Raw genomic sequence first — 15,163 nt, forward strand, 5'->3', positions numbered from 1 at the left:
GGTGCCTGGCTACATGCCGGCAGCAGGCGTATGGCACGATGCGCGGGACGGATGCGGAGGAACTCCGGTGCGGGCGTAACGGCCCAACTGGCCGTGTGCGGTGGGAAGTGGCGCTGCGGGCCGGCCGACCCGGCGGCTTCCTGTCGTCGCGCCGCGGACGAGTCCGCATCCTTCGAACCGGTGAGGTGTCAGTCGGCCGCGGTCTGGCCGGGCTTGCGGCCTTCCAGGCCCTGCCAGCGGCGCCGCAGGGCGAACGCGGCCGACTTCGGCTTCCGGTCGCGGGTGAACACACCCTTCTTGTTGCCGTCGACGCGGTGGATACCGGCCGAGGTCTGGAAGTCGGCGAAGTTCCACACCTGTTCGCCGACGAACTCGGGGATGCGGTCGAAGACACGGTGGTACATGGCGAGGTAGTCGCTCTGGTACTCCTCGCTCCACGGGGCGTCCCAGACGGAGTGCAGGCCGGGCTGGGTGTCGGCACCGTACTCGGACATCATGACGGGCTTGCCGAAGCGCTGGACCCACCCGCGCAGGTCCTGCTCCAGGTATCCCTCGGCGGTCGCGAGGTCGCCCGTGAACAGGTACCAGCCGTAGTAGCGGTTGATGCTCAGGACGTCGAACAGGTCGCCGATCTGGTCGTTCTGCGGGGTCGCGAACATGACGGCGGAGTAGGTGAGGGGACGGGTCGGGTCGAGTTTGCGGGCCAGTTCGACCAGAGGCTCGAAGTACTCGCGCGCGCCGTCCTCATTGGAGGCGGGTTCGTTGGCGAGGCACCACATCACCACGCTCGGGTGGTTCTTGTCCCGTTCGATCAGCTCCCGCAGGTGCTGGGCGTGGACGTCCCGTGTGGTCCCGCCGAAGTTCTCCGGGGCGAAGGTCGGGGTGGGCGGGATGCCGGTGAGGCCGCCCTGGACGCCCAGGTTGAGACCGACGGCCGCGGTCTCGTCGATGACGACGACGCCGTGACGGTCGGCGAAGTCGAGGACCTCTTCGGCGTAGGGGTAGTGGGAGGTGCGGAAGGAGTTGGCGCCGGTCCACTCCATGAGCTGGAAGTCGTGCACGAGGTAGGCGTCGTCGTGGCCCTTGCCCCGGACGGGCGTGTCCTCGTGCTTGCCGAATCCGGTGAAGTAGAACGGCTCGCCGTTGATCAGGAACTGCGTGCCCCGGACCTCGACCGTACGGACACCGAAGGGCTGGGTGTAGCTGTCGAGGACCTCGCCGTCCGCGGTCAGCTCCACGACGAGGTCGTAGAGGTAGGCCGCGCCCGGCTGCCAGAGCGTGACGTCCTCGACGCGCAGGACGCCCTCGGTGCCTGTTCCCTCCGCGACGGTCAGGCCGGCCCCGTCCGTCGCGCGCACCCGCACGGTGACCGTGTCGGCGTGCTCGCCGGCGGTCTCCACGCGGTAGCCGACGGTGCCGGCCGTGCCGTCCCGCCCTGTGACGACGGTGACGTCGTCGACGAAGGTCGTCGGCGTGCTGCACAGGCGGACCGGGCGGGCGATGCCGGCGTAGTTGTAGAAGTCGTGCAGGTACGACTGCCGTTCGCGGCCGTCGGGGCCGGTGGTGACGGTGCCGGGCGGGATGGTCACGTTCGTCAGCCGGTTGTCGACGCCGACGGTCAGCCGGAACTCGGCACCGGGCTCGACGACGCCGGTCAGGTCCGCCTCGAACGGTGTGTAGCCGCCGGTGTGTTCGGCCACGAGCCGTTCGTCCACGTAGACCTGCGCGGCGTGCGTGACGGACCCGAAGCGCAGGATCACGCGCTCACCGGTCCAGCCACGTGGTACGCGCACGTCGCGCTGGTACCAGACGACTCCGACGTGGTCACGGATCTCAGGGTCCACGAACAGGTCGTTGTAGCTGGCGGGCACCGGGACTTCGAGCGGCGGGGCGAGCCGTGACGCCCAGGGGGCGGCACCGGCCCGGGTGCCGATGGCGAACCGCCACAGGCCGTCAAGACCGACGACATCACGGGTGGGAGTGGTGCGGGGCGAGAGCATGGGGTTCCTACCGGGTGCTCGGGGCGGTCGGGGCGGTCGGGGCGGCGCCGGTCAAGCCGTTTCACCGGCGTCCGCGAGGAGCGTGCTGCCCGTCATGAAGGCCGAGAGGTCGCTGGCGCAGAACAGCACCACCCGGGCGACGTCGTCGGGCACGCCGAGCCGGCCCAGCGGGCCCGGCTGCATCACGGACATGATCGTCTCGGAGTCCACCCCGGCCTCGGCGGCTGCCGCCAGGTTTCCCTCGGTCGGTACGAACGTCGGCGCGACGCCCAGGACGCGGATACCGAACGGCGCGAACTCCAGGGCGAGTTGGCTGGTGAGTCCGCGTGCGGCGTGCTTGGAGCCGACGTACGCGGCGAGGCCGGGGGCTGTTCCGCGGAACCCGGCCGTGGAGACGACGTTGACGATGACGCCCCCGTGCCCGGCCTCGCTCATCCGGCGCGCCGCTTCCCGGGAGCCGAGGAAGACCCCGCGGGTGTTGACGGCGAACACCTCGTCGAAGGCCTTGCCGGACATCTCAAGGGCGGAAACGCTGGGGAAGATCCCGGCGTTGTTCACCCAGATGTCGATCCCGCCGAGCTCCCGGACCGCCAGGTCGGCGGCGGCCACCACGCTGTCGGGGTCGGTGACGTCCAGGTGGGCGGCCAGGGCACGGCCCTGTCCCCGGGCGCCGAGGTCTTCGGCGACGGCGGTCGCGAGTTCGTCCCGGACGTCCGCGACGAGCACGTCCGCTCCCGCCTCTGCGAGACGCTCGGCGACGGCCCGGCCCAGCCCCCGGCCCGCGCCGGTCACGACGGCACGGCGTCCGGACAGTGAGACGAGTTCGGCCAGGGACTTCGACGAGACGTCGGGTGCGGAAACCTGCACGATGTTGTCCTCCGTGTGGCGAGCTGGTCAGATCCGGCCGCGGCGGGCGGTCTCGCCCAGCCAGGCCAGAGAGGGTTTGGGGCGGCGCTCGAACGTCTCGCGGTCGACCTCGACCAGGCCGAACGTCGGCGCCCAGTGGCCCCATTCGTAGTTGTCGAGCAGGCTCCAGTGCAGATAGCCGCGGACGTCCACCCCGTCGGCGATCGCCTTGCCGAGGTGTTCCAGGGCCTCGCCGGTGTAGGCGATACGACGGGTGTCGTCTCCGGTGGCGATGCCGTTCTCGGTGACCAGGATCGGCAGTTGGCCGGTGACCTCGGCGGTGTGCCGTACCGCGATCCCCAGGGAGTCGGGCCGGTAGGCGCTTCCCACCAGCGTGTTGTCCGGGTGCGGAGGGTAGGGCTCGATGCCGTCCGCGCCGACCCACTGGCTGGAGTACGACTGCACGCCCACGAAGTCGTCACCGCGCGCCCCCTCCAGGTAGAGGTCCTCCCAGGTGCGCTCCAGTTCCCGCTTCTTCTCCTCCGCGCCCGGACGCGCCACGAAGGCACGGTTGGCGACCGTCCAGCCGACCTTGGCGCCGGTGTGCTCACGCAGCACCTCCCGCGCGGCGTGGTGCGCCTCGACGAGCCGTGCGCCGATGGACGCGTCGGGCGCCGGCAGCGCCGGACGGGGGCCCTCGTTGTCGAGGGTGGGGCTCTGCCACTCCCCGGCCGCCTGCTGGTTCCGCATGGCCTGCGCCATGCCGACCATGATGGCCAGCATGTTCGGCTCGTTCATGGTGACGACCCACTCGACGCCGTCGAGGATCGAGGCGACCGTTGCGGCGTAGGTCCGGAACCTGTCGACGGCCCGGTCGCCGAGCCAGCCGCCCTCCTGGGCGAACCAGAGCGGGCTGGTGAAGTGGTGCAGGGTCACGACCGGGGTCAGGCCGAGCTCGAAGGCCGTCTCGATCATGCGCCGGTAGTGGGCGAGTTCGGCGCGCGAGACGAGGCCGGGGACGGGTTCGATGCGGGCCCATTCGACGCCGAAGCGGTAGGCGTTCAGGCCGGCGTCCGCGAGGAGCCGCATGTCCTCGCGGTAGCGGTGGTAGCTGTCGCAGGCGTCGCCGCTGCGCTCCATGCCCGGGATGAGTCCCTCGTTGGCCCAGAAGTCGCTGTTGAGGTTGTTGCCTTCGATCTGGTGCGGTGCCGTGGAGGCGCCCCAGAGGAATCCGGGAGCGAGTTCGGTCATCGTCGACTGCCTTCCTGAGTACCACGAGTGACGAACCGTCGGCGGTCGGGCAGCCGGGGCGTCTGTGCATGCCCGGGCAGCGGCTGTGTCCGGGCATCAACACTTACCATGTGGTTGGTTTTCGCTGGAACGTAAACCGGGATCGCGGAGGAAGGAAGGCCGTAAGGCGGTTTCGTAACCTGAGCGTTACATTTGCGGGGCGGCTCTTGTCCCGTGGGTGGCCGGCGTGGTCGGGCGTCGAGGAACTGGGGCACGAAGGAATCGCCACCGACTCGACGACCGGTGTCATCCGCAGGGTGGTCGCCACCAGCCAGGCCTTCCAACACCGGCAGATCAACGTCGTAGTCCAGCCACCATGTCACGCCGCCGGATACAGGACCGGGCGCCCGCCGGCACCTGCCCGAGTGCCTCCGGCCGGGGCCGGTTGCTTCACCGGCTCTAACGGTGGTCTCAGGTTCGCTCGTTAGGAAGTAGGCATCAGATGAGCGATGCAACCTGTGTGTAGGAGGCTAGTGATGGCAGGCAACATAGCGCCGTCCGGGGAAGCGCCGGTCGGTCGGTTGGCAGGCCGGTGGGTGCCGTGGTTGGTGATTGGCTTGTGGTTGGCACTGGCGGTGTTCATGGTGCCGCTGAGCGGAAAGTTGAGTTCGGTCACCACCGACAGCGCCGTGGACACCCTGCCGGCCAGCGCCGAGTCCACCAAGGTCGCGGTACTGGAGGACAGTCTCCCCGACGGTGACGACAACACGTTCGTCTTCGTGTACCACCGCGCCGGCAACATGACCAACGCCGACCGCGCGACGGTCGAGCGCCACTACAACACCCTTTCCAAGCGGTACCCGCCGAAGGTGGCGGCCCCGGCCGACGGCGACGACGAGGGCCCACCGACGAGTCCCTCCACCGACGGCAAGGCGATGATGTTCACCCTCGATGTGAGCACGACCTACGGCGCACCGGAGGACATCGTCGGCCCGTTACGTGACGCCGCGAAGGACCGCCCGGACGGCCTGGAACTCGACGTGACCGGCCCGGCCGCGATCGACGGCGACATGGACGCCGTCTTCGACGGCATCGACGTGCAGGTCTTGCTCACCACCATCGTCGTCGTCACGCTCCTGCTCATCCTCACCTACCGCAGCCCGGTGTTGTGGCTCATCCCGCTGGTGGCCGTGGGCGCGGCCGCACTGACCGCGATGGCGACCGTCTACCTGCTCGTCAAGGGCTTCGGCATCGTGGTCAACGACCAGAACTCGGCGCTGCTGACGATCCTGGTGTTCGGCGTCGGCACGGACTACGCGCTGTTGCTCATCGCTCGATATCGGGAGGCACTGCACCACCATGAGAACGTCCGAGTCGCGATGGTCCACGCGCTGCGCGGCGCGGCGCCGGCCATCGTCGCGTCCGCGGCCACCGTGGTCGCCGGCCTGCTCTGCCTGCTCGTCGCCGACCTGAACAGCACCAGCGGGTTGGGCCCGATCGGCGCGGCCGGCATCCTGTGCGCGCTGGTGGCCATGCTGACGCTGTTCCCGGCGGTGCTCGTGGTGCTCGGCAGGCGGATCTTCTGGCCGGCCGTCCCGCGGGTCAGCACGGCCGTGGAGGAGAAGCCGGGGTTGTGGGGACGGCTCGGCACCGCCATCAGCCGCCGCCGGTGGGTGGCGACGCTCGGCTCGCTCGGAGTCCTCGGCGTGCTCGCCCTCGGGCTGGCGGGCAACACCGGCAACCTGCGGGAGCAGGACCAGTTCCTGTCCGCGCCGGAGTCGGTCACCGGCTTCAGCGTTCTCCGCCAGCACTTTCCGGAGCTCGGCGGCCAGCCGCTAACGATCTTCACGCGGCCGGCGCACCAGGAGCGGGTGCTCGACATCGTCAAGGACACTCGCGGTGTGGCCCAGGCCGTCCCGGAGCAGACCAGCGGTGGCTGGGCCAACATCTCCGTGTTCCCGAAGGACGCGCCGGACACCGTCGCGGAGTACGACACGATCAAGCGGGTGCGCACCGCCGTGCACGCGGTGAGCGGGGCGGAGGCGATCGTCGGCGGGCCGAGTGCGGAGAACCTCGACACCGAGGTGACCACCAAGAGGGACGAGAAGCTGGTGATCCCGCTGGTGCTCGTCGTCGTCCTGATCGTCCTCGGGCTGCTACTGCGCGCGATCCTGGCCCCGCTGGCCCTGATGGCCACCGTGATCGTCTCATTCGCCGCGGCCTTCGGCGGCAGCGTGTTCGTCTTCGACACGATTCTCGGGTTCAAGGGCATCGACAATTCGGTGCCGCTGCTGGCATTCCTGTTCCTGGTGGCGCTCGGCGTCGACTACAACATCTTCCTGGCCAGCCGGGCCAGGGAGGAGACCGTGCGCCTCGGCACCAGAGAGGGCATGCTCAAAGCACTCTCCGCCACCGGTGGCGTCATCACCTCGGCAGGCCTGGTCCTGGCGGCCACGTTCGCGGTCCTCGTCACGCTTCCGCTGGTGATGCTGGTCGAGGTCGGGTTCCTGGTCGCCTTCGGCGTGCTGCTCGACGCCCTGCTGGTGCGGTCGGTCCTGGTGCCCGCCCTCACCCTGCTGATCGGCCGGCAGATCTGGTGGCCGAGCCGGCTGTCCCGTCCAGCGGCGGAGCTGCCGGACCGTCAACAGTCGCGCGCCGACGACGAGGAGCCCGCGCTGCAACGGTGAGCGCGGCGGCACGGACGAGATCCGGGACGGGCCCCAGGCCCGTCCCGGATCTTTTCATGGGCCCGACGGCCGCCGCCTTTTGGCCCTGCGCCACGCGCCGGGGCTGGGGCCGGCGTGTCGCGGTGTCCTGCTGGTGGTGGGCCGCTTGTCCTGCGCCGTGCGGCGGGGGCTGGGGTCGGCGCATCGAGGTGTCCTGCCCCGACGGTGAGCCGCGCGGGGCCATGCCCGAGGGCCGCCGTCCCTCCGGGGTGTTTCGAAAGCCCCGCACAGCACCCGCGGCGCCCGGCACGCACCCTCGCCGCACCGGCCAAGGACCCGATTAGCTTCTCCCCCACTCTCGGCTTCGCTCGAGCGGGGGGACCCCCATGAGCGGGGGGACCCATGAGCGGGGGGACCCCCATGAGCGGGGGCCCCATGAGCGGGGGCCCCATCGAGGGCCTTCATCCGGCACTCCCCCAGCCTCCGGCCGGGGGACCCCCAGGGCACGCACCGGACACCGCGGGCACCGCCCTGGACTTTCGAAACACGCCCTTGTCCTGCGCCGCGCCGCCGGGGCGGTCAGCCCACCGCGGTGTCCTCCCCGGCGGTGAGCCGCGCGATCGGGGCGGGCGGGGCCACGGCCGGAAGGCCGACCCGAAGCAGCGCGCCACCGCGTGCGGAGCGGGCGACGGTGGCCCGGCCGCCGTGGGCGTCGACGACCCGCTGCACGATCGACAGCCCCAGACCGGATCCCGGCAACGCCCGGGCGCTGTCGGCACGGTAGAACCGGTCGAACACCCGCGGTACGTCGGCGGCGTCGATGCCCGGCCCGGCGTCGTCGACCTCGAGTACCGCCGACGCGCCCTCGGCACGGAGCCGGACCTCGACCGGCTGGTCCGCGGGGGACCACTTGCCGGCGTTGTCGATGAGGTTGAGCACCGCCCGCTGGAGCGCGGCGGGACGCCCGCTCACCCACACGGAGGTCACGTCGAGCGCGACCTCGACGTCGGGCACGCGGGAACGCGCCCGGGTCGCGGCGGCCCCCACCACGTCGGCGAGGTCGAGCAGCTCGGTGTTCTCGTCGCTGACGTCACCGCGCGCCAGGTCGGTCAGCTCGGCGGCAAGAGTGCTCAACTCGGCCACCTGGGCGCCGAGATCGTTGAGCAGCCGGGTCCGGCTCTCCGCCGGCAGTGCGCTGTCCAGGGTGCCGCGCCGATCGAGCCGGATCAGCAGCTCGACGTTGAGGCGCAGACTCGTGAGCGGGGTCTTGAGCTCGTGGGCGGCGTCCTCGGCGAGCAGCCGCTGGGCCCGCCGGGAGTCCCGGAGCGCGGCGAGCATGTCGTTGATCGACCGGATCAGGCGCCGGATCTCCCCACCGCCCTCATCCGGGATGTCGGCGTCGAGATCCCGGGTGTGCGCGACACGCACCGCGGCGGCGGTCAGCCGGTCGATCGGTGCCAGCCCGGTCCGTGCCACGGTCCGCCCGACAAGGGCGCCGCCGACCATGCAGAACAGGCCGATCAGCAACATGCCGAACCCGAACTGGTTGATCGGGGTGTCATCGGCGACCTGCGCCACCTGGACCGCGCCGTCGCCCGCCCGCAGCGTGTAGACGAGGTAGCCCTCCTCGGTGTCGTTCGACTCCATCAGGTCGGCCGACGCGCCCTGCGCCACGCGCCCGGCGCTCTCGCTGACGGGCGGCAGCGCGGGTTGGCCGGCCGGCGTCCGGGTCGAGCCGTCGGACAGGATGACCCGCACCAGCCGACCGGATCCGGGATACGGCGGTAGCTGGACCTGTGCCAGACCGGCGCGCTGCGCGTCCGTCGCCAGGACGTGGGAGTCGGCGCGTAGCTGATTCTCGGCGGTGTCCCGCAGCTCCCAGTCCATCAACTCGCTGGCCACCTGGAAGGCCACGAACACGCTGACCGCGATGGCCGTCGCCGCGATCACCGTCAGCCTGGTCCGCAGGGACCGCCGGCGCCACCATCGGGTCAGCCGGCGCGGTTCCCGGCCGGCGAGCCTGCTCACGGAGGAGTCTCCCGCAACGTGTATCCCAAGCCGCGCAGCGTGTAGATCAATCGCGGTTCACCTTCGGCCTCCAACTTGCGGCGCAGGTAACTGACGTACACCTGGAGGTTGTTGGCGGTGGCGCTCATGTCGAAGCCCCAGATCGCCTCGAACAGCGCGTCGCGGGTCAGGACCCGGGTCGCGTTGCGCATGAGGACCTGCAGGAGGGAGAACTCGGTCCGGGTCAGGCGCAGCGGTCGCCCGCCCCGCCACGCCTCGAACCTGTCGGGATCGAGCCGGACGTCGGCGAACGACAGGATCTGCGACTCCTCGTCGGTCGGCGTGCGCCGGCGCAGCAGGGCCCGCACCCGGGCCAGCAACTCCTCGGTGGCGAACGGCTTGGGCAGGTAGTCGTCGGCGCCCGCGTCCAGCCCCGTGACCCGGTCGGAGACCTGGTCACGGGCGGTCAGCATCAGCACCGGCAGATCCCGACCCGCGGCCCGCAACCGCCGGCAGGTCTCCAACCCGCCGAGGCGGGGCATCATCACGTCGAGGATCAGCAGATCCAGCGTGTCACCGCCGGCCCCATCGACCCCGTCGAGCACGGCGAGACCGTTGGCGACGGTGCTGGTGTCGTAACCCTCGACCTGAAGCACCCGCTCCAGCGACTCACGGATGGCTGCTTCATCATCCGCGATCATGATCCGCACGCCGGCCCGCCCCCGTCCAGTCGATGCTTTTGCCGCCCATTGTCCCCGCTCAACCTGAGACCAGGCTTAGAGCGTCGCTGGGGACCGCTCTTGGCTTAAAGATCAGAAGCTGTCCCGCCTCCCTGTTCCGGCCAGGTCCATGGGCATCGGACTCACCATGGAGCAGTCTCCCAGCCGGGGCCCTCCTGCGCAGTCGCGAGTGTAAGTCTCCGCAGCGCGTCGGACGCGTCGAGCCCGAACGGGGCGGGCGTGGTCTTCTGATCATCCGTCGATTCTGCTCCACATCAGGCACTGCTCACGTGTGAATGGACAGAACCGGCCTGGACTACGTCAGCGGCGTTTGGACAGCCGTCCGAAACAGGGAAGCCGGGACAGCTTCTCACCACCGGAAAGCCGTCAGCGGAATCGCTGATGTCGTAACTGGAGCCACCCATGCCCGCACGGGCCGGTGAGCGGGTGCGTTCGGTGCTCCCCGTCCCGGCCGCGAGTCCCCTCCGTGAACGCCCCGGCGTTCAGAGACCACAGCCCTCAATACCCACTTTTTTGTGGGTACTTGTCGGTGCTGCGGGGCAGAGCGGAACCTGGTCACACGGCGTCGTGAGGGGCGCCGTTTCCGAGTGAGGCGGGTGTGACCATGCGTCAGGAGGCCGACTGTGCCTGGGCGAGCTTCTCCAGGCGGCGGTGTCCCCAATCCGAGACGGGCCCCAGGGCCTCCGAGAGTTCGCGGCCGAACGGGGTGAGCGAGTACACCGTCTTCAGCGGTAGCTCGTCATGCACCGCCCGGTGCACCAGTCCGTCAGCCTCCATCTCGCGGAGCGACTGAGTCAGTACCTTCTCGCTGAGGCCCGGCAGTCGACGCCGCAGCTCCCCGGGGCGCCACGGACCGGATTCCAACAGCCACAGCAGAACGGTCTTCCACTTGCCGTCGATCACGGCAATCGCGGCGGTCACCCCGCAGACGTTCGTGTCCCTGGCGCGGCTTCGCGTCACGTGAGCCCCTTTCATCACTTAATTCCGATACTTCTGCAAAGGCTGAACAAACATGTCTTCACACTCTCAACAGTCTGCCGTCACCGTGCTGGGTCTCGGGCCGATGGGCCGAGCTTTGGCCGGAGCGTTCCTGGATGCCGGCCTGCGGACGACGGTGTGGAACCGGACACCGGGCAGGAACCGCGACCTGGTCGAGCGAGGCGCAGTCGGCGCCCGATCCGCCGAAGAGGCGGTCGCCGCGAGCGGGTTGACCGTGGCCTGCGTGGTGAACTACGACGCTGTGGACGCCATTCTGCGGCGCGATGCGGTGACCGACGCGCTCAAGGGCCGCACGGTGGTGAACCTGACCGCCGACACCCCGGCCAGGGCCCGCGACGCGGCGGCCTGGGCGGCCGGTCACGGCATTCACTACCTGGACGGCGCCATCATGACACCGACCACGACCATCGGAACGCCTGCTGCGGTCTTCATCCACAGCGGTCCCGAGGAGCTCTACCGCAAGCATCTCCCTGTCCTTGAGGTGCTGGGCGGCACCCACACCCATCTTGGCGAGGAGATCGGCCGGGCAGCCGCCTACGACATCGCGCTGCTGGATATCTTCTGGACCGCCATGGCGGGTTACGCCCATGCCCTGGCGGTGGCCAAGGCTGAAGGAGTCACCGCACAGGAGCTGGCTCCATTCGCCAAGGGCATAGGCGCGATCATCCCGCCACTCTTCGAGCAGGCCGCGGAGGGTGTGGAGAGCGGCGACTTCTCTGGCGAGGACAACCCGATCACCTCGGCGGCCTCGTCCATGGCCCACATCGTGCAGACCTCTGAAGGGCATGGCATCGACGCGGGCCTGATGCGCGCGGCAGAGGGCATGGCCCGCCGCGTCATCGGCCTGGGTCACGGCACGGACGGGTTCATCCGCATGGCCGAGGTGCTGGGGCGCCGCTGAGGAAGCGGGCAGGCGGCCGGGCCCCGGCCGCGGCAGCAGCGTACTGACCTGACCCGGCACATCCGCAGGGACCTGGACGCGGTCGCCGCCGAACTCACTGGCCCCCCACGCGAGACGCTCGGCTGGGAAACCCCAGCCGAGTGTCTGGCCAAAGTCGTTCGTGCTCGGGTGTAGGCAGCGGGTCGTAGGTCCAATGCCCGATGTCTTTCCTCGAGGGCGGGTGCGAGCATCACGCCCATGTCTCACTCTTGGCCTGCTCATCTCGATGTTGGTGCCGTTCGCTTCGCTCGGCCGACCGCGAAGTACGACGAAGTACTAGTCTTCTACCGCGACGTCGTCGGCCTGCCGATACTCGCCGAGTGGCGCGGCCACCACGGCTACGACGGGGTCGTTCTCGGCCTGCCCGGCGCCCCGGTACATATGGAACTGCTGCAACACGGCATCCCGCCCCGCATCCCCGAGCCGCATCCGGAAAACCAGCTGGTGCTCTACCTCCGCGGCCCCGAGGCCGTCGCCGCCGCGTCCCGCCGGCTCACCGAACGCGGGCACAGCCCGGTTCCCGCCGCGAACCCGTACTGGCCGGAGCGCGGTGCGGTCACGTTCGAGGACCCGGATGGCTGGCTGCTGGTGTTGGCGCCGTGGGTCTTCGGCGAGGAGCCGCCGCCAGCCGTTCAGTGAGACGTGACTGAGACGGCATTCGCCGGTGTGTCTCACTCAAGTCCGGGCAGTGAACCGTGTTTTCGCGGTCCAAGGAGTTGGGTGCCGGGGCCGTGATGGGTTCAGGTGTCGCGTACGCAAAACGTACGCGATTTGTACGGTGTATGGGATAGGGTGCCGGTCAGGAGGTGTTGGATGTCCGAGTTGTTCGACGCGGTCGACGCGCTGGTCGCGTCCCGCGCTCCGCTGCCGCCCGCCGAGGAGCGCAAGCGGCTGCGCACCGCGCACGGCCTGACGCTGGACAACGTGGCCGCCGCACTGAAGGTGCGCCGGGCGACGGTGTCCGGCTGGGAGTCGGTCAAGAAGACGACCGAGCCGCGCGGCCCCGAACGTGAGGCGTACGCGAGGTTGCTGAACAGGCTCGCGGAGCTCTACCCCGCGCCCGCGTCCGCCGCAGCCCCGGCCGAAGTGTCGGCTGCCACGTTCACCGGCCGGCCCTCCCCGGAGGAGCGGGCTCTGTCCACAGCCCCAGCCCCCGAGGTTGCGGCCACGACCGAAAACGAGAACATCCAGGCCACCCCCGCCTCCGTTCCCACCACTACCGAGCAGGCCGCGGCGCGCTCGGCGCACACCACCAGGAGCACATCGACGTCGCGCCGCCCGGCCGCGCGGAAGGGGGCCCCGGCCAACACCCCGGCGGGCGGCACCGACCCGCGGTTCGAGAACGGACCGCTCGCCGTTATCGACGTCGAGGACGGCCAGGTCCTCGCGTACTGCACCGGCGGTCTGGTCCTGGACGTGCCCGCCAAGTCGATCCCGTCCTTGGTGGACTGGACGCTGCGCGAGGCGAAGCTCGGTCAGCCGAAGCTGTCCGGCCCGGGCAAGGACGCCGACCCGCTGCTTGTGCTCACCAAGGCCGCGCTGGAGCGCTACGGCCTCCCCGTCGCCCTCACCGAGGAGGAGCGGCTCGCCGGGCGGATCCCGGAGGGCCACAAGGTCATCAAGCAACTGGCCCGAGCAGAATGGAAGCTGACCAAGCGCGGGTTCGGGCCGTGGGCCCGGATCTACCGCCCCGCCGCCGGTTCGGAGCGGGCCTGCGTGCAGCTGTGCATTCCGTCATGGAACGCGCTGGACACCCGCCACTGGGGCGACACGGGGCAGCTGCCGCCGGCGGAACTCGCCCGCGTGCTGGGCGTGTACGCGTCCCGGGTGATGACCCCACGCGGCTCCACCGCCGTGACCGGCCTGGAGCTGATGACCGCCCTGCACCCGCCGACCCGGGCCTCGGAGCCCGACGCCGACGGCAAGCGGCACTCCGAGCACAACCCCGGTTCGCTCGGGAAGGATCCGGTGGACTGCGCGCCGTGCGAGGCCCCCGACGGACATCCGCTCCTCAAGGACCTGCCGCGCTTCCACGTCCGCGGACCCAGCGAGAAGCTGTTCGAGGAGGCGTACGACTGGGCGCGGCCGATGACCGATGCCGAGTGCACCCGGCGGCACCTGGTCGGCATCGACGTGAACATGGCCTTCGCAGCCGGCGCCAACGGCCTGGTCGTCGGTCTCGGTGCGCCCACGCACGTCAGGGCGCCGGTGTTCGACCCGAAGCTGCCCGGCTCGTGGCTGGTCGACCTGTCCCACGTCGACCTGTCCCGCGTGAAGGTCGGCAAGGACAAGTGGGCGGACCTGGACGCGAGTCTGCTGCCCAGCCCGTTCACGCCGAAGGGCGAGCGGCCGGAGGGGCCGGCCTGGTACGCCACGCCCACCGTCGCCTACGCGGTGGAGCTCGGCTACGAGGTGCGCCCGATCGAGGCGTACGTCCGCTACGAGAACGGCCGCTACCTGGACGGCTGGTACAACAGGCTGCGCGACGCCTACCTCGCCACCATGGCCGACCTCGGCGTCGACGCCGACCTGTCGCCGGCCGACTTCCTCGCCGCGATGGACGGCTACCAGAGCCGTGACCCGGAACTGGCGATCGTCGTCTCCGCGGTCAAGGCGACGGTGAAGGGCGGCCTGGGCAAGCTGCGCGAGCGACCCCGCGGCGAGGGCTGGCGGCCCGGCGAGCCGTGGCGGGCCCTCTCCCGCCCCACCTGGCGGCCCGACATCCGCGCGGCCGTCATCTCCCGCACCCGCGTCAACCTGCACCGCAAGATCGTCAAGCACGCGGCATTCACCGGGCAGTACCCGGTCGCGGTCCTGTCCGACTGCGTCGTCTACGCGGCGGGCGGCACCAGCCCGCTGGACTTCCTGCCCTACCGGGACGGCAAGCCGCTGCCGGGTGGCTTCAAGCTCGGTGTGAACCCCGGGCTGGTGAAGTGGGAGGGCACCCAGAGCGTGCTGTGGGGCGAGGAGGTCCGCGAGCGGTTCAACGCCCCGGAGCTCAACCTCGCCCGGTACATCAAGGACGGCACCGTCACCGACGTCGACAACGGAGAGTAGGAGAAGGCGACGATGAGCCTGTTCGGGGACGGTCTGGAAGCCGCGGTGCAGAAGGCGTTCACCCGCCCGGCGCCCAAGAGCGCGCCCGCGCAGATGCGGTACCTGGTCAAGCAGCTCAAGGGCACCAAGGCGGTCGCCCAGATGCTGCGGATCTCCCAGCGCACCGTCGAGCGGTACGTCAAGGACCAGATCAAAAAGCCCCGCCCGGACCTCGCCGCGCGCCTGGAGCGCGAGGTGAAGGCCCGCTGGCAGCCGCAGATCCGGGCCAGGGCCCGGCTGAAGGCGGCGACCACAGGCGGCCTCGTCATCGACACCCGCGCCCGGCTCGGCTACACCGCGCCGATCGGGTCGACGGACCAGGACCGCATCCGGCACCTGACCGTCGCGCTGCCGCCCGTCCACGCCGCCCGCCTCTTCGATGCCCAGGAGGCCGGCGCCAGCGACCAGCAGCTCAAGGAGATCGCCGCCGAAGCACTCAAGGAGGTCTACTTCCAGGACGGCGGCCGCCGCGCCGGCAGCCTGGAAGAGGTCCGGTTCACGGACATCGAGCACCTCGAGTTCGACCTGTAGATGTCGAAAGTCCGCGAACCGTACGGAGCGATGGGTGAAGTGTTGGCGATCGTCGCCGGGGGCTGCTGCCGGGGAGCGTACTGCTCCGCGGCGTTCCGTCCCGGCGGC

General features: G+C 70.4%; 11 protein-coding genes and 1 pseudogene. 6 read left to right on the forward strand and 6 right to left on the reverse strand.

What is annotated here, in order from left to right:
* Positions 1–188: 188 nt before the first annotated feature.
* From uidA to ABZ027_RS25235, 3 genes are read right to left on the reverse strand one after another with little or no spacing between them, the layout of a single operon-like run.
* Positions 189–2,000: a beta-glucuronidase gene (uidA, locus tag ABZ027_RS25225; protein ID WP_356772066.1), complete on the reverse strand. Its 1,812-nt coding sequence runs from the start codon at positions 1,998–2,000 to the stop codon at positions 189–191.
* A 51-nt stretch (positions 2,001–2,051) separates the two neighbouring features.
* A complete protein-coding gene (locus ABZ027_RS25230; protein ID WP_356772068.1) occupies positions 2,052–2,867 on the reverse strand; it encodes a glucose 1-dehydrogenase in 816 nt (271 codons plus the stop codon).
* Between the two features lie 27 nt (positions 2,868–2,894).
* Positions 2,895–4,097, reverse strand: coding sequence for a family 1 glycosylhydrolase (locus ABZ027_RS25235; RefSeq protein WP_356772070.1), 1,203 nt, complete (start codon positions 4,095–4,097; stop codon positions 2,895–2,897).
* 515 nt (positions 4,098–4,612) lie between these two features.
* On the opposite strand from ABZ027_RS25235, the gene ABZ027_RS25240 reads away from it, so the two are divergent.
* Complete coding sequence (locus tag ABZ027_RS25240; RefSeq protein WP_356772072.1) at positions 4,613–6,763, forward strand: MMPL family transporter; 2,151 nt, start codon at positions 4,613–4,615, stop codon at positions 6,761–6,763.
* A gap of 558 nt (positions 6,764–7,321) precedes the next feature.
* Here ABZ027_RS25240 and ABZ027_RS25245 read toward each other — a convergent pair.
* The 3 genes from ABZ027_RS25245 to ABZ027_RS25255 all read right to left on the reverse strand — a co-directional run bounded on the left by ABZ027_RS25245 (position 7,322) and on the right by ABZ027_RS25255 (position 10,449).
* Positions 7,322–8,770: a HAMP domain-containing sensor histidine kinase gene (locus tag ABZ027_RS25245; protein ID WP_356772074.1), complete on the reverse strand. Its 1,449-nt coding sequence runs from the start codon at positions 8,768–8,770 to the stop codon at positions 7,322–7,324.
* Entirely contained in the window at positions 8,767–9,459 is a 693-nt protein-coding gene (locus ABZ027_RS25250; protein ID WP_356772076.1) for a response regulator transcription factor, read from the reverse strand. The genes ABZ027_RS25245 and ABZ027_RS25250 overlap by 4 nt, the downstream gene beginning before the upstream one ends.
* 639 nt (positions 9,460–10,098) lie before the next feature.
* Positions 10,099–10,449 (reverse strand): helix-turn-helix domain-containing protein, encoded by a 351-nt coding sequence (locus ABZ027_RS25255; protein ID WP_356772078.1) that lies wholly within the window; start codon positions 10,447–10,449, stop codon positions 10,099–10,101.
* A 52-nt stretch (positions 10,450–10,501) separates the two neighbouring features.
* Between ABZ027_RS25255 and ABZ027_RS25260 the strand changes: the two genes are divergently transcribed.
* The 5 genes and pseudogenes from ABZ027_RS25260 to ABZ027_RS25280 all read left to right on the forward strand — a co-directional run bounded on the left by ABZ027_RS25260 (position 10,502) and on the right by ABZ027_RS25280 (position 15,055).
* Entirely contained in the window at positions 10,502–11,389 is an 888-nt protein-coding gene (locus tag ABZ027_RS25260) for an NAD(P)-binding domain-containing protein (protein WP_356772080.1), read from the forward strand.
* A 42-nt stretch (positions 11,390–11,431) separates the two neighbouring features.
* Positions 11,432–11,563, forward strand: a pseudogene (locus ABZ027_RS25265) (IS30 family transposase); the annotation flags it as partial.
* Positions 11,564–11,626: 63 nt separating this feature from the next.
* The gene (locus ABZ027_RS25270) at positions 11,627–12,067 is read left to right on the forward strand and encodes a VOC family protein (protein WP_356772082.1); all 441 of its coding nucleotides are present in this window, start codon (positions 11,627–11,629) and stop codon (positions 12,065–12,067) included.
* Positions 12,068–12,241: 174 nt separating this feature from the next.
* Positions 12,242–14,485 carry a helix-turn-helix transcriptional regulator gene (locus tag ABZ027_RS25275; RefSeq protein WP_356772084.1) on the forward strand — a complete coding sequence of 748 codons (2,244 nt, stop codon included), beginning with the start codon at positions 12,242–12,244 and terminating at the stop codon, positions 14,483–14,485.
* A gap of 12 nt (positions 14,486–14,497) precedes the next feature.
* Positions 14,498–15,055: an XRE family transcriptional regulator gene (locus tag ABZ027_RS25280; RefSeq protein ID WP_356772085.1), complete on the forward strand. Its 558-nt coding sequence runs from the start codon at positions 14,498–14,500 to the stop codon at positions 15,053–15,055.
* The last annotated feature ends 108 nt before the right edge of the window (positions 15,056–15,163 follow it).

The organism is Streptomyces sp. NPDC006332 (assembly GCF_040612855.1).
Classification (GTDB): Bacteria; Actinomycetota; Actinomycetes; order Streptomycetales; family Streptomycetaceae; genus Streptomyces.